Here is a 22,138-nt window from a genome sequence, read left to right as displayed (position 1 = left end):
CGCCCGTGACCGCACCGCCGCATCCCTTCACCATCCTCGTGACCGGCGGCGCCGGCTATATCGGCAGCCACGCGGTGCTCGCGCTGCTCGATGCGGGCTGGCGGGTCGCGGTGCTCGACAATCTGGTCACCGGCTTCCGCTGGGCGGTGCCGGGGGGCGCGGTCTTTTACGAGGGCGATATCGCCGACGCGGCGCTTGTCACGCGGATCGTCGCCGAGCAGGATGTCGGCGCGATCATGCATTTCGCGGGGTCGGTCGTTGTGCCCGAATCGGTGACCAACCCGCTCAAATATTACGACAATAACTCGTCGCGCAGCCGCGCGCTGATCGACACCGCGGTCCATGCCGGGGTGCGCCATTTCATCTTCTCCTCGACCGCCGCGACGTACGGGATCCCCGAGCGCGTGCCCGTCCGCGAGGATGCGCCGCAGCGGCCGATCAACCCCTATGGCATGTCGAAGCTGATGACCGAGGCGATGCTGGGCGACGTCGCCGCGGCGCACGACTTCAACTATTGCGCCTTGCGCTATTTCAACGTCGCCGGCGCCGACCCCCAGGCGCGTAGCGGCCAGTCGACCGCGGGCGCGACGCACCTGATCAAGGTCGCGGTCGAGGCCGCGCTCGGCCGCCGCCCTCATGTCGACGTCTTCGGCACCGACTTCGCGACCCCCGACGGCACCGGGGTGCGCGACTATATCCACGTCAGCGACCTTGCCGCCGCGCATCTGCTCGCGCTCGACGCGCTGATCGCCGCGCCCGATATCAGCCACAAGCTCAACTGCGGCTATGGCCGCGGCTTTTCGGTGCTCGAGGTGCTCGACGCCGTCGACCGCGCGACGAATCGCAAAATCGAGCGGCGTCTGGGCGACCGCCGCCTCGGCGATCCCGACGCGCTGATCGCCGACAATGGCGCGATTCGCGCGGCGTTCGGATGGCAGCCGCGCTACGCCGACCTCGACACGATCGTCGCGCATGCGCTGGCATGGGAACGCGCGTTGGTCGAACGGCGGCTGGCGGCGTGATGCTTCGATTTGGATTCGCGCAGAGGCGCAGAGGTCGCAGAGATTTTTTTGTTCACGCGGAGGCGCGGAGGCGCGGAGAAGGAAGAGAGAAGATTGGCGGCTTTGCCGCCTTTTTCTTTTCTTCTCGGCGATCTCTGCGCCTCTGCGCGCAATTTTCCTCTCCGCGTCTCCGCGCCTCCGCGTGAACCCATTCCAATCGTGACCCTGAGGATCAAAACGCCGCCAAGCAGGTTGACTTTTGGCCCGCATCCCCATAGTTGCGCCGCTTCGCGTTACCGCCTGAGTTTTTACGGACACAAGATCATGAAGATTCGCAACAGCCTGAAGTCGCTGAAGGACCGCCACCGGGACAACCGCGTGATCCGCCGTCGCGGCCGGACCTATGTGATCAACAAGACCAACCGCCGCTTCAAGGCGCGCCAGGGCTGATGCCCCTGCGCGGGGCAAATCTGCCCCGTTTGCTTTTGCTGAACTGCGTAACGCCGTCGGACCCTTCCGGCGGCGCTTTCGCGTGTCTGGTGCGCGTATGATCGCGCGGTCGGTGATCTTCGACGTCGGCAAGGTGCTGTTCGACTGGGATTTGCGCCACCTGTTCGGCAAGCTGATCGCCGATCCGGGCGAGCTCGAATATTTCGTCGCCAATATCGTCACCCCGCAGTGGCATTTCCAGCACGACGCCGGCCGTCCCGCCGCCGACATGGTTGCTGAACGAAAAGCGGAATTTCCCGAGCATGGCGCGCTGATCGACGCTTATGGCGCGCGTTTCAACGAGACGATCCCGGGGCCGGTGCCGGGCAGCCTCGAGCTCGTCGAACGGCTCGACGCCGCGGGGGTGCCGTTGTTCGCGATCACCAATTTCGGCCATGATTTCTGGGAAGCCTTCCGCCCGACCCAGCCGGTCTTCGACCGCTTCCGCGATATCATCGTCTCGGGCACCGAAAAGATGATGAAGCCCGACCCCGCGATCTACCGCCTCGCGATCGAGCGATTCGGGATCGACCCCGCGGGGGCCTTGTTCATCGACGATGTCGCGGCAAATGTCGCGGGGGCCGAATCGGTCGGGATCGCGGGGCATCAGTTCGTCGATGCCGAGACGCTGGAGCGCGAATTGGTGGGCCGGAAGTATCTCTAGCTCACTCCACGCCGACCAAATTCAGGAAACTGTCGAAATCTTCGGAGACGACGTCTGCGCTCTCCATTCCTGCAATCATGTCGATAGTTACGACCGGCCAAGGAAGGCTTTGGCGCAGATCGAGCGCCAGATATTCACCGGCTCCATTGCCGCCGAAGATGAACACGTCTTGGAACTCCGGCTGTCCGTATGTTCCGGTTTGCTGACGCTCGACGACCTCGCTCACGGAGTCGAGGCAGAAGTAGAGTGGGTGGACGGGAAGCGGACCCTCACCGCCATTGCTCAACGAAAGCAGTGCAAAATAGCTTGCCGGTACTCCGGCTGGAGCTACCGCCTGAAGTCTCGTTAGCGCATCGGGAGTGGCACCCGGCACGCCGTGCCACTCCTTCCCTTCGAACATGCTCCTATTTCTCGACCCCCAACTGCGTCAGCACGAAGGCGAATTCCTCGGCATCCTCGCGCAGCGCGCCCCAGCGGCCCGACTTGCCGGCATGGCCCGCGCCCATGTTGGTGCGCAGCAGCAGCGTCGAATCATTGGTCCGCGTCGCGCGGAGCTTGGCGACCCATTTCGCCGGCTCCCAATAGGTCACGCGCGGGTCGTTGAGCCCCGCCGACACCAGCATCGGCGGATAGGCCTTCGCGGTGACGTTGTCGTAGGGGCTGTAGCTCAGCATATAGTCGAACGCCGCCTTGTCGGTGATCGGATTGCCCCATTCGGGCCATTCGCCCGGGGTCAGCGGCAAAGTTTCGTCGACCATCGTGTTGATGACATCGACGAAGGGCACGCCGGCGAGCACCGCACCCCACAGCTCGGGCGCCTCATTATAGATCACGCCCATCACCTGCCCGCCGGCCGAGCGGCCCTCGACCGAAATCTTGCCCGCGCTGGTATAGTTTTTCGCGATCAGCCCTTTGGCGACGTCGATGAAGTCGTTGAAGCTGTTCTTCCGCTCGGTCGTCTTGCCCGCGAGATACCAGGCGCGGCCGAGGTCGTCGCCGCCGCGGACATGCGCGATCGCATAGACCATGCCGCGGTCGACGAGGCTGAGCCGCGTCGTCGAGAAACCCGGCGGGACGCGATAGCCGTAGCTGCCATAGGCATAGAGATGCATCGGCGCGCTGCCGTCGAGCTTGGTGCCCTTCTTGTAGACGAGCGAGGCGGGGATCATCGTCTTGCCGTCGCGGCTCGGCAGATTAACCCGTTCGGTTACATATTGTGTCGCATCGTAACCGGATGGAATTTCCTGCACCTTGAGCGTCTCGAGCTTGCCGCTTGCGAGATCATAATCATAGACGGTGTCGGGCGTGACCATCGATTCATAGTCGAGCCGGAGCTTGTCCTGATGATATTCGGGATTGTCGCCGAGCCCCGCGACATAGGTCGCGGCGGGGAATTTGATCCGGCCCGGGGTGAGCGGCGCGTCATATTTGCGGATATCGACCTGGTCGAGCCCGTCCTCGCGCGCTTCGAGCACGAAATAATCGCGGAACACCGAGAAACCGGTGATGTAGCTGTGGTCGCTACCGGGGATGAGCGTCTTCCATGTGTCCGGAGCCTTAACGCTCGCGGTGGCGACGCGGAAGTTCGGATGCTCGTCGTTGGTGTGGATGTAGAGCGTGCCGTTCCGCTCATCGACGCTATATTCGCGGCCCTTCTTGCGCGCGGACACGAGCTGCATCGGCGCTTCGGGATTGTCGGCGGGGAGCAGATAGACTTCGCTCGTCTCGTTATCGCCGGTCGCGATCACGATATAATTGTCCGCCGCCGTCTTGCCGATGCCGACGCCGAAGCCGATGTCGGGCTCCTTGTAGAGCAATTTGTCCTCGGTAATCGGCGTGCCGAGCTTGTGCAGCCGGACATTGTCGGTGCGCCAATTCTCGTTGGCGAGGCCGTAGAGCAGCGCGTCGTTGTTCGAGGTCCAGACGAGCGACGACAAAGTGCCCGGAATGACGTCGGGCAGCATCTCGCCGGTTTCGAGGTTGCGGATACGCACTTCGAAACGCTCGGAGCCATTGTCGTCGAACGAATAGGCCATCAGCCTGCCGTTCGGGCTGATCGAGACTTCGGCGAGGCGGAAATAATCCTTGCCCGCCGCCATTGCGACCTCGTCGAGGATCAACGCCGCCTCGCCGGCGCCCGCCGCGGGCTTGCGGTACCATTTCTTATATTCGGCGCCTTCTTCATATTCGACCCAGTAGGTCCAGTCGCCGTCCTTCTGCGGCACCGAGGAATCGGCTTCCTTGATGCGGCCCTTCATTTCCTGGAACAGGGTTTCGACGAGGCCGGCGTGCGGCTTCATCGCGGCGTCGAACCAGGCATTCTCCGCCTTCACATAGTCGAGGACGTCCTTGTCATCGATCACCGGATAGCTCTCGTCCTTCAGCCAGTGGTACGGATCGGAGAGGGTTTTGCCGTGCAGCGTCATGTCGTGCGGGCGCTTGTCCGCGACGGGGGCGGCGGCCAAGGCAGGAGGCGTATCGGTCAATGTCGTCTCTTTCTCTTCGGCGAAAGCACCGGGGGGCGCGACAAGCGGGGTGGCAATTGCCGCCAGAAACATCCAAATAGCGCGCATCACGAAAACCCCCGCGGTGTCGCCCGGATCGGGCGGGATTGCCGCGATGTAGGAACAAGGAACATCCGATGTCCAGCCCCGTCCACGCTGACCGCCTGACCCGCCTGCGCGCCGAACTCGCCGCGTGCGGGATCGACGGCTTCGTCGTGCCGATCAGCGACGAGCATATGAGCGAATATGTCGGCGCCTATGCGCAGCGCATGGCGTGGCTGACCGGCTTCGGCGGCTCGGCCGGGACCGCGGCGGTGCTGCCCCAAAAGGCGGCGGTGTTCATCGACGGGCGCTACACGGTGCAGGTCCGCGACCAGGTCGACGGCGCGCTGTTCGACTATGTCGGCGTGCCGGCGTCGAGCGTCGCCGAATGGCTCGGCGCGAACGTCAGCGCGGGGCAGAAAATCGGTTACGACCCCTGGCTGCACGGCATCGACTGGGCCAACGCCACGGCGAAGGCGCTTATGGCCAAAGGCGCCGAACTCGTTGCAGTCGCGTCGAACCCGCTCGACGCGGTGTGGGACGACCAGCCCGCGCCGAGCGACGCGGTCGTCGCGGTGCATGACGTCAAGCTCGCGGGGCAGAGCGCGATCGACAAAAGACAGGTCATCGCCGATTGGCTGAAGGACAAGGGCCTCGACACGGCGGTGATGACCGCGCTCGATTCGATCGCCTGGACCTTCAACATCCGCGGGTCCGACGTCAGCCACACGCCGGTGGGCCTCGCCTTCGCGCTGCTCCATGCCGACGCGACCGCCGACCTGTTCATCGCGCCCGAGAAGATGACCGACGCGGTGCGGGCGCATCTCGGCAACAGCGTGCGGATCCATGATCGCGCCGCGTTCGAGGCGGCGCTGGCGGGCCTCAAGGACAGACATGTCGCGGTCGACCCCGGCTCGGCGGTCGCGGCGATCTTCACCGCGCTCGAGGCGGCGGGCGCGAAGATCGAGCGCCACCGCGACCCCGCGGTGCTGCCCAAGGCGATCAAGAACGACACCGAGCTCGACGGCACGCGCGCCGCGCATGTTCGCGACGGCGTTGCGGTGTCGCGTTTCCTGCAATGGATGGAGAATGTCGCGCCCGAGGGGAATCTCGATGAACTCGGCGCCGCGGCCAAGCTGCGCAGCTTCCGCGAAGCGAACGGCGGGCTCGTCGATTTGAGCTTCGACACGATTTCGGCCGCCGGCCCCAATGGCGCGCTGCCGCACTACAAGGTCGACGCGACGACCAACCGCGCGATCGAGACGGGCACGCTCTACCTCGTCGATTCGGGCGGGCAATATGCCGATGGCACCACCGACATCACGCGCACCATCGCGATCGGCACGCCGACCGCCGAGATGCGCCGCCGCTTCACCCAGGTGCTCAAGGGGCATATCGCGCTCGCCACCGCGCGCTTCCCCAAGGGCACGCGCGGCAGCCAGCTCGACATCCTCGCGCGCCAATATCTGTGGGCCGACGGGGTCGATTATGCGCATGGCACCGGGCACGGCGTCGGCACTTATCTGGCGGTCCACGAAGGGCCGCAGCGCATCGCCAAGCCCTCGGGCGGGCAGGCGGGGACCGAGGAGGTGCTGCACGCGGGCATGATCCTCTCGAACGAGCCCGGCTATTACAAGGCGGGGCATTTCGGCATCCGCATCGAAAATCTGGTGATCGTCGTGCCGCAGAGCATCGCCGGCGCCGAAGAGGATATGCTGGGGTTCGAGACGATCACCTTCGCGCCGATCGCGAGAGATCTCGTCGATACCGCCTTGCTCTCGCCCGCCGAGGCCGACTGGCTCGACGCCTATCATGCCGCGGTGTTCGAAAAGCTGTCGCCGGGCATGGAGAGCGCCGACCGCGCGTGGCTCGAGGCGGCGTGCGCGCCGCTCGACCGCACCCCCGCCGCGCTCGCCGCCTGACCATGGCGATGGAGCAGGTTCCGCTCGGCGATTTCCGCGTGCACGAAACGGTGCGCGTGCGCTTCAACGAGATCGACGGGCAGAATATCGTCTTCAACGCCCATTATCTCGTCTACGCCGACATCGGGGTGACCGAATATTTCCGCGCGCTCGGCGAGGGGCAGCCCGGACCCTATTTTCACCAATATGGTACAGACATTCGCGAGACGCATTGCGAGATCGACTATCACGCGCCCGCGCGGCTCGACGAGCTGATCACCATCGCCGCGCGAATCAGCACCTTCGGGCGCACGAGTTTCACGCTTCATTGTGGAATTTTTCGCGATAACGAGCGGCTTACCGATATCGAAATCAGCTACGCGCATATCGATAGCGACAGCGGGCAGCCGACGCTGCTGCCGGGCAGCTTCATTGCGGAGGTGCGGCGATTCGAATCGCGGACGCCGGTGCAGGACTGATTCGCGGCGGCCGATTCGAACCGGATCGCATTTCTCGACTCAAAAAGTCGAGAAATCCGCGTTTTTGGGCAAAAAAAAAGGGCCACCCGAAGGTGGCCCGTGAAAGTTTTGGGAGAGGATGCCTAAAAGGCATGCTCATATTGCAGCGCACAAAAAATGTTGCAACTGCGAAATGAGCATCTGCAATTGCATTTTTTGCAATCATGGTGCCGACCGGTTGTCGAAACGCGCAATCGCTGCCCCCTCGCAAATCGGCGCGACATCGCCTAAATTGCGGGCATGCGTATGTTCACTCCCCCTGACCTTGGCGGCGGCCTGTCCGATTTCTGGGCCTATATTCGCGAACCGCGTCCGCACCGCTGGGCGGTGTGGGGCGTCGCGATCGCGCTGACCTACGTCGTGTTCAACGGCGTGTCGTTATATCTGATCCCCTATGAGAAGCCCAAGGCGCAGATCGTCTATTTCGAGAATTGGAGCGAAAAGCGCAGCGATGCCGAGGTGCGCGCCGACTGGGTCGCGCGCGCCAGGGAGATCACGCAGCGCAACGCCGAAAAGCGCGCCGAATATCAGCGCCTCGCCGACATGATGGGGGTCGACTATGATTCGGCCGAGGCCGACAGGCTGACGCGCGAAACGCTCGGCGCCGATGCCGCCGCGGCGGCGAAGAAGAAACCCGAGCCGCCGAAGCGCTCGATGCTCGCCGAGCGCGCGGCGCGCGGCCCGCAGCCGGCCCCCGGCCCGCAACCGGCGCCAGCCGCACCCGCCGCGACCGCCCGCTAATCGATGCAGCGACCCCGCGCCGATGCCGACTGGATGGCGGCGGCGATCGCGTTGTCGCGGCGCGGCCGCCCCGGCTCGGCGCCCAATCCCAATGTCGGCTGCCTGCTCGTCAAGGACGGGCGCGTCGTCGGGCGCGGCTGGACGCAGGCGGGCGGGCGCCCGCACGCCGAGGCGATGGCGCTCGCCGCCGCGGGCGATGCGGCGTGCGCGAGCACCGCCTTCGTCAGTCTCGAACCCTGCGCGCATGTCAGTCCGCGCGGCCCGGCGTGCTGCGATTCGCTGATCGCGGCGGGGGTCACGCGCGTCGTCGTCGCGGCACAGGACCCCGACCCGCGCACCGACGGGCAGGGTATCGCGCGGCTGCAGGACGCCGGGATCGAGGTCGTCGTGGGCATGCTGCCCGCCGAAGCACGCGCCGCGATGGCGCCGTGGTGGACGCGGCAGGCCGAAGGGCGCCCCTTCGTCACGCTCAAGCTCGCGACCTCGCTCGACGGCTGCATCGCGCGCGCCGACGGCGCGAGCCGCTGGATCACCGGCGCGCGCGCGCGGGCGCATGGCCATCTCGAGCGCGCCATGCACGCGGGCATCCTCGTCGGGCGCGGCACGTATGAGGCCGATTCGCCGACGCTCGACGTGCGCCTGCCCGGCCTCGAGGACCGCAGCCCGCAGCGCCTGCTGCTCACGCGCGGCGCGGCGCCCGCGGGCTGGACGGCAGTCGCCTCGCCCGAAGCGGTCGAGGGCGTCGATTCTTTGCTCGTCGAGGGCGGCGCGGGCGCGGCGTCGGCTTTCCTCGCCGCCGACCGCGTCGACCGGCTCCTGCTCTACCGCGCGCCGATCCTGATCGGTGGGGGCAGAGCCGCGCTTGGCGATATCGGGCTCGCCGATCTCGCCGCCGCGCACGGGCGCTGGCGGCTGGAGGGCAGCCGCCTGCTTGGCAGCGACCGGCTCGACGTCTACGAGCGCGTCAGAGAAGGATAAAGCCCCATGTTCACCGGCATCATCACCGACATCGGAACCGTGCGCGCGCGCGAGGATCGCGGCGACGCGCGGCTGGTCATCGCCACCGCCTACGACACCGACAGCATCGACCTCGGCGCCTCGATCGCCTGTTCGGGCGCGTGCCTGACCGTCGTCGACAAGGGCAAGGGCGCCGACGGCGACTGGTTCGCGATCGACGCGAGCGCCGAGACGATCGCGTGCACCGCGCCGGGGATGTGGGAGCCGGGACGCCGCCTCAACCTCGAACGCGCGCTCAAGGTCGGCGACGAACTCGGCGGGCATATCGTCACCGGCCATGTCGATGCGGTCGGCCGCATCGTGTCGATAACGCCCGTGGGCGACAGCATCGCGGTCACCGTCGCGGCGCCGCCCGCGCTCGCGCCGCATATCGCGGCGAAGGGCTCGATCACCGTCGACGGCGTGTCGCTGACCGTCAACGAGGTCGCCGACCTCGCGTCGGGCGAGGCGCATTTCACGCTCAACATCATCCCGCACACGCAGGCGATGACGACGCTCGACGAGGCGGCCGAGGGGCGCCCGGTGAACCTGGAGATCGACATCCTTGCGCGCTACCTCGCGCGGATGCAGGCGCGGGGCTAATTGGGCTTCGAGGCCGGTTACGTGAATATCTCGCGCAAAGGCGCGAAGGCGCAAAGAAGAAGAATCTCACACAAAGACACAAAGAGGGCGGCTTTCCCAAACGCCGCAGCGAGAGACTGGCGCGAAGCGCATTTTTCATGGTCGCCTGCGGCGACAGGCCGCGGCCGCGCAACAGCGCGCCCTCTTTGTGTCTTTGTGTGAGATTATCGAAAGGCCCGCCGCGCCGGCTGCCCTTTTTGCGCCTTCGCGCCTTTGCGTGAGATAATTTCCCGGTGCCGACGCGAGCGGTATCAGCCCTCGACCCAGCCCGCCGCGATCTCGGGATCCATCGCGACCATCGAGCGCCGCATCGCCAGCCGGCCGATGCGCAGCAGCTCGGCCTTGCGCCGGGCGGGGGCGAGGTTGCAGCTCGCCGCCTCGCGCACCACCGCCGCGCCATAGCGGTCGGCGACGATCAGCCCCGAGGTTTCGGGGCGGTAGTCGGGGGTTTCGAGGATCGCCGGGTCGAGCCCCGCCGCGAGTGCCCAGTAGAAGCGGTCGCACCAGTCGCAATAGTCGGGCCATTTGCCGTCGCCGTGCAGGTCGGCGCGGCTGACCTTGATCTCGACGATGGTGATCTGGCCCCTGGCGTCGATCGCGGTGAGGTCGGTGCGCCGCCCGTTGGGGAGCGGCACCTCGGGGATCGCGACCAGCCCCTGCTGCGCGAACAACCGGCACACGCCGCGCGCGACATCGGCGGCGATCAGCAGGTCAGTTGCCATCGCTTGGCCGATGCTCAGAACGGAACGTCGTCGTCCAGATCGTCGTCGAACGGCGGACGCCCGCCGCCGCCGCCCGAACCGCCGCCGAAGCCGCCGCCACCGGAGCCGCCCGACGAACCGCCGCCGCCGCCCTGGGTCCAGCTGTCGCCGGAACCACCGCCCGAACCGCCACCCCAGTCACCGCCGCCGCGTGAACCACCGCCACCGCCACCGCCGCCCGGGGCGCCGTCGAGCATCGTCAGTGCGCCGCCGATGCCCGCGATCACGACCTCGGTCGTATATTTGTCGTTGCCGTCGCGGTCCTGCCACTTGCGGGTGCGCAAGGACCCTTCGATATAAACCTTGCTGCCCTTTTTCAGATAGCGCTCGACCACGCCGACGAGGCCCTCGCCGTTGATCACGACATTATGCCATTCGGTGCGCTCCTTGCGCTCGCCGGTCATCCGGTCCTTCCAATTTTCCGACGTCGCGATGCGGATATTGGCGATCTTGCCGCCGTTCTGGAACGACTTGATCTCGGGATCGGCGCCCAGATTGCCGATCAAAATTACCTTGTTGACGCTGCCAGCCATGCCGCTCCGCTCCGCTTGAAAGTTGCAAGGATCAGCCGAGGTCAAAGGCGACGGCGGTCCAATATGTGATACCAGCAGCGACATAGGCGAGCGCAAACAAATAGCCAACCATGAACAAGGGCCATTTCCAACCATTGGTCTCGCGCCGGGTGATCGCGATCGTCGAAATGCACTGGGGCGCAAAGACGAACCAGGCGAGGAAGGCGAGCGCGGTGGCGATGCTCCAGCGCCCGGCGATGCGGGTGCCGAGCTGTTCGGCCATCGCATCCTCGTCGCCGCCGGCGTCGATCGCGTTCGCGGTCGCCATCGCCGACACCGCAACCTCGCGCGCCGCCATCGCGGGGATCAGCGCGAGCGCGATATCGTGGTTGAAGCCGATCGGCGCGACGACGACCTCGAGCCCGCTCGCGATGCGGCCGCCGACGCTATATTCGACCTGGCTCTGCCCCGCGGGGGCCTGCGGAAAGGTGAGGAGCAGCCACAATATCACCGTCGTTGCGGCGATGATCGTGCCCGCGCGGCGCAGGAATATCCACGCGCGCTGCCACAGCGCGATGACGATGTCGTTCCAGCGCGGCCATTGATAGCGCGGCATTTCCATCATGAAACCCGCGGCATTGCCCTTGGTCACCGAGCGGCGAAGGACGAGCGCGACGAGCAGCGCGCCGACGATGCCGCTGAGGAACAGGCCGAAAAGCACCAGCCCCTGCAGCCCGATCGGCGTGCCGCCGACCTTTTGCGCGGGGATGAAGGCGCCGATGATCAAGGTATAGACGGGCAGCCGCGCCGAACAGGTCATCAGCGGCGCGATCATGATCGTCGTCAGCCGGTCCTTCTCGTCGGGAATCGCGCGCGTCGCCATGATCCCGGGGACCGCGCAGGCGAAGCTGGAGAGCAAGGGAATGAAGCCGCGGCCCGACAGCCCGACCTTGCCCATCAGCCCGTCCATCAGAAAGGCGGCGCGGGTCATATAGCCCGACGCCTCGAGCAGCAGGATGAAGAGGAAGAGGATCAGGATCTGCGGCAGGAAGACGACGACCGCACCGACCCCGGCGAGCAGCCCCTCGACGATCAGCCCGCGCAGGAAATTGTCGGGCAGCGCCGCGACGACCCATTGCTGGAGCACCCCGACCCAGCCCTCCAGCATGTCGGCGGGCGGCGCGGCCCAGGAAAAGACCGCCTGGAACATGATGAACATCAGCGCGACGAGCAGGACGAGGCCGCCGACGGGGTGGAGCACGATCGTGTCGACGCGTTGGGTCCAGCGTCGCACGGGGGTTTCGTCGATCGTCGCGGCGCGCGCGATCGCGTGCGCGCGCTGGTGCAGCGAGGCGTCGTTCGGCAGCGCGGGCGCCGCATGGCTTGACGGCTTATGCGTCGCCAGCGCGCCGTCGATCGCGGCGAGCAGTTCGGTCAGCCCGCGCTTGCGCACCGCGACGGTCGGCACGACGGGAACGCCGAGTTCTTGCGACAGCCGTGCGGGATCGAGTGTCAGCCCGTCGCGGGTCGCAAGGTCGAGCATGTTGAGCGCGATCACGGTCGGCAGGCCGAGCGCGAGCAGTTCGAGCGCGAAGCAGAGATGATTGTCGAGATTCGCCGCGTCGACGACGACGACCAGCGCGTCGGGGCGCCTTTCGCCCGCCTGCCGGCCGAGGATAACGTCGCGTGTCACCGCCTCGTCGAGGCTCGCGGGGTTGAGGCTGTAGGTGCCGGGCAGGTCGACGAGCGAGATCGGGCGGCCGTCGGCGAAGCTCGCATGCCCCGCCTTGCGCTCGACGGTGACCCCCGGATAATTGGCGATCTTCTGCCGCGCGCCGGTCAGCGCGTTGAACAGGCTCGATTTGCCGGCATTGGGATTGCCGACGAGGGCGATCGAGGGAATGGCGCCCGTCATGCGGGTTTGGGCTCGCGCTCGCCCGAATCGGCATGGGGGGCCTCGATCGAAATCATCGCCGCCTGCCGCGCGCGGATGATCACCCGCATGCGCCCGACCGCCAGCGCGAGCGGATCGCGCGAGAAGATGCTGCCGCGGTGGAGCGGGGTGACCTCGACGCCCTCCATAAGGCCGAATTCGCGCAGGCGCCGGCCTTCGTCCTCGGACATGGCGGTCCAGTCGATCCCGGCGATCCGCACCGCGACGCCCAGCGGCGCGCTATCGAGCAAAGCAGTCATTTGCGAGCGATTATCAATATCGACGGGCGCGCGCCACCATCTTTTTCGGCGGAAGGCCGGGTGTGATCAACTCCGCCTTTTCCCGATGTCCTTTTGGGCGGCCTTGATCGCTGCGATGTCCCGATCCGCCTGCTCGTGCCTCAGCTGCTTTTGCGCAGTCTTGAACTTTGCATATTCGCGTTCGGCATATTGCGTCGCATCCGCCATCGACACGCTCCCGCCCGAACGCAGCACCGCGCGGCCCAGATTCGATAGCTGCCCGTCCAAAAGCTCGCCAGCCTGCGCCATCGAGGTCAGCCGCCCAACGTCCATCTGGTCCTCGAAAATGTCGAGCAGGATGGTTGTCAGCCGGTTCAGTTCCTTGACCTCGGCTGCCGCCAGATAATTTTTGGAGGTGCCGACATCGGCTTTGCGGATATTCTCGTTCGGCCAGCTCTGCAGGCCCATATGGGGCTGACCGGCATCGGCGCGCGAGCGCAGCACCTCCGCCGGCGTGTTGGAGCAGACGGCATAGATCAGCTTTGCCTGGGTGTTCCGGTAAAAGTCCCGCCACATTGGGGACGCGCCGTCATAATCCTGGCACATGGCGCAAATGGCGCGGAGTTCACGATAGACATTCGCCTCGTCGGACCGAATGTCGCGGATGATTTCCTTGAGCTCGGCGATGCGGTCGCGATTTTGGGGGTTCTTCAGCCGAGCCACGTCGATGACGAAGCCCTTGGTTGCGAATTGAACGAGCTTTTCGGTCGCCCATTTGCGAAAAAGCGTCGCCTGTTTCGAGGACACCCGGTAGCCGACCGAGATGACCATATCGAGGCTGTAGAATGCCACCGGCTTCGTCGAGGAAGCAATTTGCGTTTTATGCAAATTGCTCTCGTCGAGTTCTCCTTCATCAAGGATGCTGGCGATGTGCCTGGAGATGGTGGATACATCGCGCCCGAAGAGCTCGGCGATTTGTGCCTGGGTCATCCAAAGCTGGTCGCCGTCGTAGCTCAGTTCGACGTGAAGGCCCGTTCCGTCGCCATAGACGAGAAAGCGATCTCCGGTCGCTTCATCCTCGTGCAGATGCACCGGCTCAAGATTCGACATGGTGCGAAGCCTCGATTCGAACAGAAAGTGAACAAGGCTAGCAGAGGGTAAATCGATATGCCAGCAGTGACTGGCGTTGGCTGAACTCGCTCAGCGCCCCGGATAACGCAATCGCCCGACGAAGCGCGCGAGGCTGGGGCGTTCGATCTTCGTCGCGGCGCGGCGGTGCTTCCAGCTTTCGAAGCGCATCACCCCGTCGATCCGCCGCGCGAGGAAGGCGCGCGTGTCGGCGCAACCCTCGCTGTCGTCGTTCAGGAACACCGCCATCGTCGCGGCATAGACGCTGCCGAGGATCGCGCGCTTGCTGTAGTGATTATAGTCGGTCGCGGTATCGCCCGCGAGCCGCCACATCAGATCGGCGGCGCGCCAGCCGAGCTTCGCGGCGAAAGGAACATTGGTCGGCAAGGCGAGCAAAGCCAGCGCGCGGCGCAAGGCTTCGCGATTCGGCGCCAGCAGGTCGATCCGTGTCTCGACCAGCGTGGTGATCCGTTCGCGAATCTTGAGCGTCGCGAGCTTTTCGGCGGGCCAGCGCGCCGCCATTGCGGCGTCGATGTCGGCGAACCAGGCATCGACCATGTCACGCCCGCCGCCGGGAAGGGCGAGCCGCGCGACATCGATATCGACGCCGGCGCGCGACGCCGCATCGGCCAGCGCCGCCTCGCCGAAGCCGTCGAAGGCGGCATTTTCGGCGATCAGCGGCGCGAGCGCGGCGCGAATCTCTGCGAGCGTGGGGTCGGCGGGCAGGGTGGAAGCCATGGGCGTCAGATAGGCTGTTCGCGGCGGCTCGGCAACCGGATCAGCACCAGCGCCGCGCCGACCATCAGCCCGCCGAGCAGGTCGACGGGGCCGAGCAGCTCGCCGAACATCAGCCAGCCCGCGAGCGCGGCGAGCGCAGGCTGCACCAGCAACGTCAGCCCGATCACCAGCGGGCTGAAACGCGGCAGCGACCAGATCATCAACCCCTGCCCGGCGATCTGGCTGGTCAGCGCGAGCAGGATCAGCGGGGTCCAGTTATGCGGCATCACGACCTCGCCGAGCGCAAACGCCGTTGTCAGCAGGATCGGCGGGCAGACGAGCGAGGCGATGGCGAGCGCCGACCAGGCGCCGATCGTGCCGCGCACGCGCTGCATCAGGATGACATAGCCGGTGTAGAGGATGCCCGCGAGCAGGCTGAGCAGGTCGCCGGCCAGATAGTCGGGCGACAGTTCATAGCTTTGCCCCATCAAGAGCGCCGATCCCGCGAAGGCGAGGGTGATCGCCAGCGCCTGCCATCCGCGCGGCAGCGTGCGGGTCAGGAAAATACCCCAGATCACCAGCAGCAGGCTGGCGCAATTGCCGAACAAGGTCGAATTGGCGACCTTGGTCTTGAGGATGCCGATGTGCCAGGCGGCAAGGTCGAAGGCGAAGAAGATGCCCGCGGCGGCGGCGATCAGCACCGCGGGGCGCGGCGGCAGCCGCCCGCCGGTCTCGCGCCAGGCGAGGACGATCAGCACGGGGGCCGCCAAGGTCATGCGCCAGAAGGCCGAGGCGGTCGGCCCGGTATCGGCGAGGCGGACGAGCATCGCGCCGATCGACAGCGCCATATTGCCCGCGAGCAGCGCGGCAAAGGCCCAGCGTCCGGGCGGTGTCGCTGCGCTGTCGCTAGGGTCCCTGCCCTCAGTCACCGCTTGTCCTGCCGTTAGATTTTCTTTTGCTACCCATGCTTGCGCCGGGGCATCGCTGTCCATAGCTTCGCAGCCCATAGCGGCGACCCCGGGGGGCGTCGCTTTAAAAAAGAAGACGAGGAGAATATCATGCCCGCATCGCTTTTCGATCCCATCCAGCTGGGCGCCATCGCGGCGCCGAACCGCATCATCATGGCGCCGCTGACGCGCGGCCGCGCCGGCCCGGGCTTCGTGCCGAACGAGCTGGCGCGCGACTATTATCGCCAGCGCGCTTCCGCCGGGCTGATCATTTCCGAAGCGACGGGGATCTCGCAGGAAGGCCTCGGCTGGCCGAGCGCGCCGGGCCTGTGGACCGATGCGCAGGTCGAAGGCTGGAAGCCGGTGACCGAGGCGGTGCACGCGGCCGGCGGGCGCATCGTCGCGCAGCTGTGGCACATGGGCCGCCTGGTCCATTCGGTGTTCAACGACGGCAAGCCGCCGGTCTCGGCCTCGGCGACGCAGGGCGAGGGCCGCGCGCATACGCCGGTGGGCCGCAAGGACCTCGAGGTCGCGCGCCCGCTCGAGCTCGGCGAAATTCCCCGCCTGATCGCCGATTATGCGCACGCCGCCGAAAATGCCAAAAAGGCTGGTTTCGATGGCGTGCAGCTCCACGGCGCCAACGGCTATCTGATCGACCAGTTCCTGCGTGACAATGCGAACCTGCGCGGCGACGATTATGGCGGGCCGGTCGAGAACCGCATCCGCCTGCTGCGCGAAGTCACCGAAGCGCTGATCGCCGTGTGGGGCAAGGACCGCGTATCGGTGCGCCTGTCGCCCAACGGCAATTCGCAGGGCGTCGACGACAGCAATCCCGAACCCCTGTTCACCGCCGCCGCCGCGGCGCTCGACGCGCTCGGCATCGGCTTCCTCGAGCTGCGCGAACCCGGCCCCGACGGCACCTTCGGCAAGACCGACGTGCCCAAACAGTCGCCGGCGATCCGCGCCGCGTTCAAGGGTCCGCTGATCCTCAACAGCGATTACGATGTCGCGCTCGCCGAGGAAGCGCTGGCCAGCGGGCGCGCCGACGCGATCGCTTTCGGCCGCCCGTTCATCGGCAACCCCGACCTGGTCGAGCGGATCCGCACCGGCGCCGAGTGGTCGGCCGACAATCCGCAGACCTGGTATGCGCCGGGCCCCGAGGGTTACACCGACTATCCGGCGCTGCAGGTGGCGTAAAGGTCCTTCCGATCCTCCCCAACGTTTCGCGTTGGGGAGGATCCTTTTTCGCTAATCGCGCTCGGCCAGCGCCTTGTCGACGATCCCCGCGCCGATCGGGCCGATCACGCTGCCGCCGAAGCGGAAGAGCAGGAAGGCCGCGGCGAACAGGATCAGCGGTTCGATCGTCAGCACGACGATCGCCGCGATCAGCGCCGCGATGAAGATGGTGACGAAGCCGCCGCTCAGCGCGGCCTGGCCCTTGGCGCCGAGCTCGATCGTGCGCGGCCCCTTGCTGTCCCACCATTTGGCGGTGACGATCGTCTTGCGCGCGGCGCCGGCGCGCGGCGCCGGGCGGCTCGGCGTCGGTGATGCCGGGCGATTGGCTTGCAGGCCGGGCCGGTCGGTCGACGGCTGCGTCCACGGCCTTTTGTTGCGTTCGGCGATTGCGGCGGCCATGCGGCCCCGGCCGCTCTCGGCGGCCGCGGGTGTCGCCGCCGGGGCAGGCTGCGCCGGTGCCGGGCGGGCGCTCAGCCCCGATTCGGCGCGCGCTGCGGCGGAGGTGTCGGGCGCGGCGCTGGTCCGCTCGGGGCGGATCGGCTCGACGCCCAGCGCGCGATCGTGCTGGTCCATGCGCTCGGCGGCGCTCAGCGGGGTCTGGCCGGTCGTCTTGTCGATCACCACCAGCCGCCCGCCGCGTTCGACGACGGAATATCGGCTGGGAGGCGGGCGATCAACCAATGCCGAATTGTTCCTTCAGGGCCAGCATGGCGAGCGCGGCCTTCGCCGCTTCGCCGCCCTTATCCTTGCGCGTCTTGTCGGCGCGCGCAAGCGCTTGCTCTTCATTCTCGACGGTCAATATGCCGTTGCCGATCGCGAGCCCGTCGAGCGTCAACGCCATGATGCCGCGCGCGCTTTCGTTCGACACCACCTCGAAATGATAGGTTTCGCCGCGGATCACGGCGCCGAGCGCGACGAACGCGTCGTAGCGCCCGCTGTCGGCGGCGAGCGAGATCGCCGCGGGCACTTCGAGCGCGCCCGGGACGGTCACCGTCTCGTGGCTGTGCCCCTCGGCCTCGAGCGCCGAGCGCACGCCATCGAGCAGCATGTCGTTGAGATGGCTGTAGAAGCGCGCTTCGACGATCAGCACATGCGCCATTATTCGGCCTCCCCCGGGATCGAGCGTTCGCCGACGACCGACAGGCCATAGCCTTCGAGCCCGACGAGATTGTGGTGCGACGGGGTCAGGAGCTCCATCGCATGGACGCCGAGGTCGACGAGGATCTGCGCGCCGATACCGTAAGTGCGCAGGTCCATGCCGCCCGACGGCGGCGGCGGCGGTGTCGAATCGGCGTCGGCCGATCCGGGCAGCGGCCGCATCAGCAGCACGATGATCCCCGATCCGGCCTCGCCGATCGCGTCCATCGAGCGCTGCAGGCGGCGCTTCTTGGCGCCCGGACGCCCCATCAGGTCGTCGAACAGCGACACCGGGTGCATGCGCACCAGCGTCACCCCGCCGGGGTCGACCATGCCCTTCTGCAGCACCAGATTGACGCTGCCGTCGGTCTTGTTGCGATAGGATTTGAGGCGCCAGTCGCCGCCATAGTCCGATTCGAAGGGTTCGTCGGCGACGCATTCGACCAGCCGGTCGGTGCGGCTGCGATAGGCGATCAGGTCGGCGATCGTGCCGATCTTCATCCCGTGGCGCCGCGCGAAGGGGATGAGGTCGTCGAGGCGCGCCATCGTCCCGTCGTCGTTCATCACCTCGCAGATCACCCCCGAGGGGTTGAGCCCCGCGAGCCGGCTGATGTCGACCGCCGCCTCGGTATGGCCCGCGCGCACCAGCACGCCGCCGTCGACCGCGATCAGCGGAAAGACATGGCCCGGGGTGACGATGTCGTCGCGCCCCTGCGACGCGTCGATCGCGACCGACACGGTGCGCGCGCGGTCGGCGGCCGAAATGCCGGTGTCGATGCCCTCGCGCGCCTCGATCGAGGTGGTGAAGGCGGTGCCGTGGCGCGAGCGGTTGTTGCGCGTCATCAGCTCGAGCCCGAGCTGCTCGACGCGCTCGCGGGTCAGCGTCAGGCAGACGAGCCCGCGGCCGTGCGTCGCCATGAAATTGATCGCATCGGGGGTCGCCATCTGCGCCGGGATGATCAGGTCGCCCTCATTCTCGCGGTCCTCGTCGTCGACGAGGATGAACATCCGGCCGTTGCGCGCCTCGGCGATGATTTCCTCGGGGCTGGCCATCGGCGACAGGTCGCTGCCGTGCGCGAGCCAATTCTCGAGCTTGCGCAGCGTGTCGGCGGTGGGGTTCCAGCCGGGCGACTCGAGGTCGCGCAGGCTGTTGGCGTGGAGACCGGCGGCGCGCGCGAGCCCCGAACGGGACATGGCGCCGTCGTCGACGATGGCGCGGATGCGCTCGATGAGTAAAGTAGACATGCTGCGCAGTTTTCACACCGCAATGTGATTGTCAATATTGAAATCACATTGCGACGGCGGTTTTCGCGCAGAGGCGCAGCGATCGCAGAGCGGCGGCTTGGGGCGAGGAGTAGCTAAAACCCCTCCTCTGAAGAGGAGGGGCTTGGAAACGGCAACTAACGCCCGATCGCGGTCGTCGCCGCTTCGCCTAAAAATCTCTCTGCGATCTCTGCGCCTCTGCGCGAATCCTCTCGCGCAAGGCCGAAAGAATCATTTCGGCCCGAAGGTCGTCCCCAAATCGCGTACCGGCGCATCGGCCTTGGTGTCGAGCATCGCGAGCAGCTGCCCGCTGCGGTCGTCGCGCCTGGCATAGTCGCGCGCCGACATGCCCGCGATATGGTCGGCCTTGTCGGGATTGGCGCCGCGGCGGACCAGCAGGCGCACCATCGCGCTGTTCTTGGCCTGCACCGCCAGGATCAGCGCGGTCTCGCCGCGCCGGTTCGCCTGGTCGACCGGCGCCTTCTTGCCGAGCAGTTCCTCGGCGGCGTCGGCGGTGTTGAGCAGCGCGGCGTGCATCAGCGGGGTCATCCCCTGGCGGTCGCCGATCGACGGATCGCCGCCCTTGTCGAGCAGGAAGCGCAGCCAGACCGTGTCGCGGCGTTTGGTGACGAGGATCAGCGCGGTCTCGCCCGTGTCGGGGTTGCGCGTGTTGACCAGCGCCGGATCCCCCTTCAGCGCGTCGGTCGCTTTGGTCCCGTCGCGGTCGTCGACCGCCTGCAGGAAGGCGTAGCCGCCGCGGAACTGCGCCTGTGCCGCGGGGGCGAGGGCGAGCGCGGCGATGCTGGCGACCAGCGACAGCGAGGCGAGGCGAAAGGCGGTGCGACGGAGCATGACCAGCGGGACCCTGTTGAAACGGCCGCGCGTCCCTTTTGGCGGGGACGACGACAAAGGTTGATTTTCGGCGCCTAGCCCAGCAAGGCTGGCGCGATGATGAATGAGCTGAATATGGGCCAAAAGGCCGTTCGTGCAAGCCTGCTCCTGCTGGCGGGAATCGCGCTCGCCGGTTGCGGGGCCCCCGCCGCGCCCGGGACCGACGCGCGGCCGCCGCTCGAGGGGGCGAAGATCGGCGGGCCGTTCGAACTGACCGACCAGGACGGCAAGGCGGTCCGCGACAGCGACTTCGCGGGCAAATATCGCCTCGTCTATTTCGGCTACAGCTTCTGCCCCGACATCTGCCCGGTCGACGTGCAGAAACTGATGCGCGGCCTCGCCGCCTTCGAAAAGAGCGATCCCGTGCGCGGCGCGAAGGTGCAGCCGCTCTTCGTCACCGTCGATCCGGCGCGCGACACGCCCGCGGCGCTGAAGCCCTTCGTCGCGCGCTACCACCCGCGGCTGCTCGGGCTCACCGGCACCCCCGAACAGATCGCCGGCGTCGCCAAGGCCTATGTCGTCACCTATCACAAGGTCGAGGGCTCGGCCCCCGACCGCTATCTGATGGCGCACAGCCAGCTCGCTTTCCTGATGGACCCGGCGGGAAAGCCCTTGGCGCTGCTGCCGCTCGACGACCCTTCGACCGATGTCGACGAGGGCGCGCCCGACAAGGTCGCCGCCGACCTTGCGAAATGGGTGACGTGACGACGCGGCGCTTCTGGGAAATGCCGCTCGCCAGCCTCGACGCCGGCGAATGGGAGGCCTTGTGCGACGGCTGCGGCAAATGCTGCCTGCACAAATTGGAGGATGAGGACACGGGCCGCATCTATCCGACCAATGTCGCGTGCCGCTTGCTCGACCTCCAGACCGCGCGCTGCGGCGACTATAAAAATCGGCGGCGCCACGTCCCCGACTGCCTGACGCTGACCAAGGCCAGCGTCGAGGACATCGAATGGCTGCCGCAAAGCTGCGCCTATCGCCTGCGCGCCGAGGAGCGGCCGCTGCCCGAATGGCATTATCTGATCAGCGGCGACCGCGACGCGGTGCACCGCGCGGGCCAGTCGATCGCCGGCTGGACGGTCGGCGAACAGGTCGCGGGGCCGCTGGAAAATCATCTTGTCGAACGCATCGTCTGATCTGAAGGCGGCCGAGGGGCCGCATATCCGGGTCGGCGAGACGGTGTGGCCGGTGCGGCTGGTCCACCACGCCCAGTCGCGCCGCTATCGCCTCGTGTTCGACGCCGCGCGCGCCGAGCTCCGGCTCACCCTGCCGCGCCGCGGCAGCGCGGCCAAGGCGCTGCGCTGGGCGAGCGAGCAGCAGGACTGGCTGGTGCAGCAGGTCGGCAAGGCGGTCGTCCCCGTCGAGATCGGGCCGGGCGCCAGCGTGCCGCTGTTCGGCATCCCGCGCCGTATCGTCTGGGATCCGGCGCTGCCGCGCGCGGTGCGTGTCGAGGACGACATGCTGGCATTGGGCGGCCCCGCCGACGGGGTCGGCCGCCGCGTCGAGCGCTGGCTGAAGGCCCAGGCGCTCGAGCTGATGGCCGAGGAGAGTCGCGCGATCGCCGCGCGTGCGGGCCTCAGCGTCGGGCGCATCGGGGTCGGCGACCCGCGCAGCCGCTGGGGCAGCTGCACCGCGACCGGCGACCTGCGCTACAGCTGGCGGCTGGTCATGGCGCCCGACCATGTCCGCCGCGCGACCGTCGCGCACGAGGTCGCGCACCTCAAGCACATGGACCATGGCCGCGCCTTCCACACGCTGGTCGACGAACTCCACGACGGCGACGTCGCCGCGGCGCGCGCGTGGCTGCGCCGCGAAGGGCGCGGATTGCACCGCTATCGGTTCGGTTGAGTAGATCCTCCCCATCGCGCAGCGTTGG

General features: G+C 67.0%; 25 protein-coding genes. 12 read left to right on the top strand and 13 right to left on the bottom strand.

All coding sequences use genetic code 11. The annotated features are described in order from the left end of the window. The first annotated feature begins 5 nt into the window (after positions 1–5). The 3 genes from galE (at position 6) to AC1RNQ_RS20460 (ending at position 2,154) form a co-directional block, all read left to right on the top strand. Positions 6–1,022 carry a UDP-glucose 4-epimerase GalE gene (gene galE, locus AC1RNQ_RS20470; protein WP_493174174.1) on the top strand — a complete coding sequence of 339 codons (1,017 nt, stop codon included), beginning with the start codon at positions 6–8 and terminating at the stop codon, positions 1,020–1,022. A 303-nt stretch (positions 1,023–1,325) separates the two neighbouring features. Continuing rightward, entirely contained in the window at positions 1,326–1,451 is a 126-nt protein-coding gene (gene ykgO, locus AC1RNQ_RS20465; protein ID WP_003046794.1) for a type B 50S ribosomal protein L36, read from the top strand. A gap of 97 nt (positions 1,452–1,548) precedes the next feature. After that, the gene (locus AC1RNQ_RS20460; protein ID WP_493174226.1) at positions 1,549–2,154 is read left to right on the top strand and encodes an HAD family hydrolase; all 606 of its coding nucleotides are present in this window, start codon (positions 1,549–1,551) and stop codon (positions 2,152–2,154) included. Between the two features lies 1 nt (position 2,155). Here AC1RNQ_RS20460 and AC1RNQ_RS20455 read toward each other — a convergent pair whose 3' ends face one another. Together AC1RNQ_RS20455 and AC1RNQ_RS20450 are read right to left on the bottom strand one after the other, a co-directional pair. Beyond that, positions 2,156–2,554 (bottom strand): SMI1/KNR4 family protein, encoded by a 399-nt coding sequence (locus AC1RNQ_RS20455; protein WP_493174172.1) that lies wholly within the window; start codon positions 2,552–2,554, stop codon positions 2,156–2,158. 4 nt (positions 2,555–2,558) lie between these two features. Next, positions 2,559–4,712 (bottom strand): S9 family peptidase, encoded by a 2,154-nt coding sequence (locus tag AC1RNQ_RS20450; RefSeq protein WP_493174224.1) that lies wholly within the window; start codon positions 4,710–4,712, stop codon positions 2,559–2,561. Positions 4,713–4,795: 83 nt separating this feature from the next. Here AC1RNQ_RS20450 and AC1RNQ_RS20445 point away from each other — a divergent pair, with 83 nt between their 5' ends. The 5 genes from AC1RNQ_RS20445 to AC1RNQ_RS20425 all read left to right on the top strand — a co-directional run bounded on the left by AC1RNQ_RS20445 (position 4,796) and on the right by AC1RNQ_RS20425 (position 9,459). Next, on the top strand, positions 4,796–6,622 hold the full coding sequence (locus AC1RNQ_RS20445) for an aminopeptidase P family protein (protein ID WP_493174170.1): 1,827 nt from the start codon (positions 4,796–4,798) through the stop codon (positions 6,620–6,622). A gap of 2 nt (positions 6,623–6,624) precedes the next feature. Continuing rightward, positions 6,625–7,080: an acyl-CoA thioesterase gene (locus AC1RNQ_RS20440; RefSeq protein WP_493174168.1), complete on the top strand. Its 456-nt coding sequence runs from the start codon at positions 6,625–6,627 to the stop codon at positions 7,078–7,080. 279 nt (positions 7,081–7,359) lie between these two features. Beyond that, positions 7,360–7,860: a hypothetical protein gene (locus AC1RNQ_RS20435; protein ID WP_493174166.1), complete on the top strand. Its 501-nt coding sequence runs from the start codon at positions 7,360–7,362 to the stop codon at positions 7,858–7,860. A gap of 33 nt (positions 7,861–7,893) precedes the next feature. Beyond that, a complete protein-coding gene (gene ribD / locus AC1RNQ_RS20430; RefSeq protein WP_493174222.1) occupies positions 7,894–8,838 on the top strand; it encodes a bifunctional diaminohydroxyphosphoribosylaminopyrimidine deaminase/5-amino-6-(5-phosphoribosylamino)uracil reductase RibD in 945 nt (314 codons plus the stop codon). A gap of 6 nt (positions 8,839–8,844) precedes the next feature. Then, positions 8,845–9,459: a riboflavin synthase gene (locus AC1RNQ_RS20425; protein ID WP_493174164.1), complete on the top strand. Its 615-nt coding sequence runs from the start codon at positions 8,845–8,847 to the stop codon at positions 9,457–9,459. 290 nt (positions 9,460–9,749) lie between these two features. Here AC1RNQ_RS20425 and AC1RNQ_RS20420 read toward each other — a convergent pair whose 3' ends face one another. The 7 genes from AC1RNQ_RS20420 to AC1RNQ_RS20390 form a co-directional block, all read right to left on the bottom strand. Beyond that, the gene (locus AC1RNQ_RS20420) at positions 9,750–10,220 is read right to left on the bottom strand and encodes an MmcB family DNA repair protein (RefSeq protein WP_493174162.1); all 471 of its coding nucleotides are present in this window, start codon (positions 10,218–10,220) and stop codon (positions 9,750–9,752) included. Between the two features lie 14 nt (positions 10,221–10,234). Next, positions 10,235–10,792, bottom strand: coding sequence for a single-stranded DNA-binding protein (ssb, locus tag AC1RNQ_RS20415; RefSeq protein ID WP_493174160.1), 558 nt, complete (start codon positions 10,790–10,792; stop codon positions 10,235–10,237). Positions 10,793–10,823: 31 nt separating this feature from the next. Beyond that, complete coding sequence (gene feoB / locus AC1RNQ_RS20410; RefSeq protein WP_493174158.1) at positions 10,824–12,686, bottom strand: ferrous iron transporter B; 1,863 nt, start codon at positions 12,684–12,686, stop codon at positions 10,824–10,826. After that, entirely contained in the window at positions 12,683–12,964 is a 282-nt protein-coding gene (locus AC1RNQ_RS20405) for a FeoA family protein (RefSeq protein WP_493174156.1), read from the bottom strand. Before AC1RNQ_RS20405 ends, feoB begins: the two co-directional genes overlap by 4 nt. A 66-nt stretch (positions 12,965–13,030) precedes the next feature. Then, positions 13,031–14,053 (bottom strand): RhuM family protein, encoded by a 1,023-nt coding sequence (rhuM, locus tag AC1RNQ_RS20400; protein WP_493174154.1) that lies wholly within the window; start codon positions 14,051–14,053, stop codon positions 13,031–13,033. A 90-nt stretch (positions 14,054–14,143) separates the two neighbouring features. Further along, positions 14,144–14,809 (bottom strand): COQ9 family protein, encoded by a 666-nt coding sequence (locus tag AC1RNQ_RS20395; RefSeq protein WP_493174152.1) that lies wholly within the window; start codon positions 14,807–14,809, stop codon positions 14,144–14,146. A 5-nt stretch (positions 14,810–14,814) separates the two neighbouring features. After that, positions 14,815–15,717, bottom strand: a complete 903-nt coding sequence (locus AC1RNQ_RS20390) for a DMT family transporter (RefSeq protein WP_493174150.1) — start codon at positions 15,715–15,717, stop codon at positions 14,815–14,817. 129 nt (positions 15,718–15,846) lie between these two features. On the opposite strand from AC1RNQ_RS20390, the gene AC1RNQ_RS20385 reads away from it, so the two are divergent. Further along, positions 15,847–16,932, top strand: coding sequence for an alkene reductase (locus AC1RNQ_RS20385; RefSeq protein WP_493174148.1), 1,086 nt, complete (start codon positions 15,847–15,849; stop codon positions 16,930–16,932). Between the two features lie 51 nt (positions 16,933–16,983). Here the strand turns inward: AC1RNQ_RS20385 and AC1RNQ_RS20380 are convergent, their stop codons facing one another. The 4 genes from AC1RNQ_RS20380 to AC1RNQ_RS20365 form a co-directional block, all read right to left on the bottom strand. Next, the gene (locus AC1RNQ_RS20380) at positions 16,984–17,652 is read right to left on the bottom strand and encodes a hypothetical protein (RefSeq protein WP_493174146.1); all 669 of its coding nucleotides are present in this window, start codon (positions 17,650–17,652) and stop codon (positions 16,984–16,986) included. Next, a complete protein-coding gene (gene ribH / locus AC1RNQ_RS20375; RefSeq protein ID WP_493174143.1) occupies positions 17,645–18,070 on the bottom strand; it encodes a 6,7-dimethyl-8-ribityllumazine synthase in 426 nt (141 codons plus the stop codon). Before ribH ends, AC1RNQ_RS20380 begins: the two co-directional genes overlap by 8 nt. Further along, positions 18,070–19,353: a 3,4-dihydroxy-2-butanone-4-phosphate synthase gene (gene ribB, locus AC1RNQ_RS20370; protein ID WP_493174141.1), complete on the bottom strand. Its 1,284-nt coding sequence runs from the start codon at positions 19,351–19,353 to the stop codon at positions 18,070–18,072. Before ribB ends, ribH begins: the two co-directional genes overlap by 1 nt. 249 nt (positions 19,354–19,602) lie before the next feature. Beyond that, the gene (locus tag AC1RNQ_RS20365) at positions 19,603–20,223 is read right to left on the bottom strand and encodes an ankyrin repeat domain-containing protein (protein ID WP_493174139.1); all 621 of its coding nucleotides are present in this window, start codon (positions 20,221–20,223) and stop codon (positions 19,603–19,605) included. 96 nt (positions 20,224–20,319) lie between these two features. Here AC1RNQ_RS20365 and AC1RNQ_RS20360 point away from each other — a divergent pair, with 96 nt between their 5' ends. From AC1RNQ_RS20360 to AC1RNQ_RS20350, 3 genes are read left to right on the top strand one after another with little or no spacing between them, the layout of a single operon-like run. Continuing rightward, positions 20,320–20,967, top strand: coding sequence for an SCO family protein (locus AC1RNQ_RS20360; RefSeq protein ID WP_493174137.1), 648 nt, complete (start codon positions 20,320–20,322; stop codon positions 20,965–20,967). After that, complete coding sequence (locus tag AC1RNQ_RS20355; protein ID WP_493174135.1) at positions 20,955–21,398, top strand: YcgN family cysteine cluster protein; 444 nt, start codon at positions 20,955–20,957, stop codon at positions 21,396–21,398. Before AC1RNQ_RS20360 ends, AC1RNQ_RS20355 begins: the two co-directional genes overlap by 13 nt. Then, a complete protein-coding gene (locus tag AC1RNQ_RS20350; RefSeq protein WP_493174133.1) occupies positions 21,379–22,110 on the top strand; it encodes a M48 family metallopeptidase in 732 nt (243 codons plus the stop codon). Before AC1RNQ_RS20355 ends, AC1RNQ_RS20350 begins: the two co-directional genes overlap by 20 nt. Positions 22,111–22,138 lie beyond the last annotated feature (28 nt).

It is taken from the genome of Sphingopyxis sp. GW821-FHT12F08 (assembly GCF_058806755.1).
Note: the sequence above shows the minus strand (reverse complement) of the source record. Positions and strands in the feature narration are given on the sequence as shown.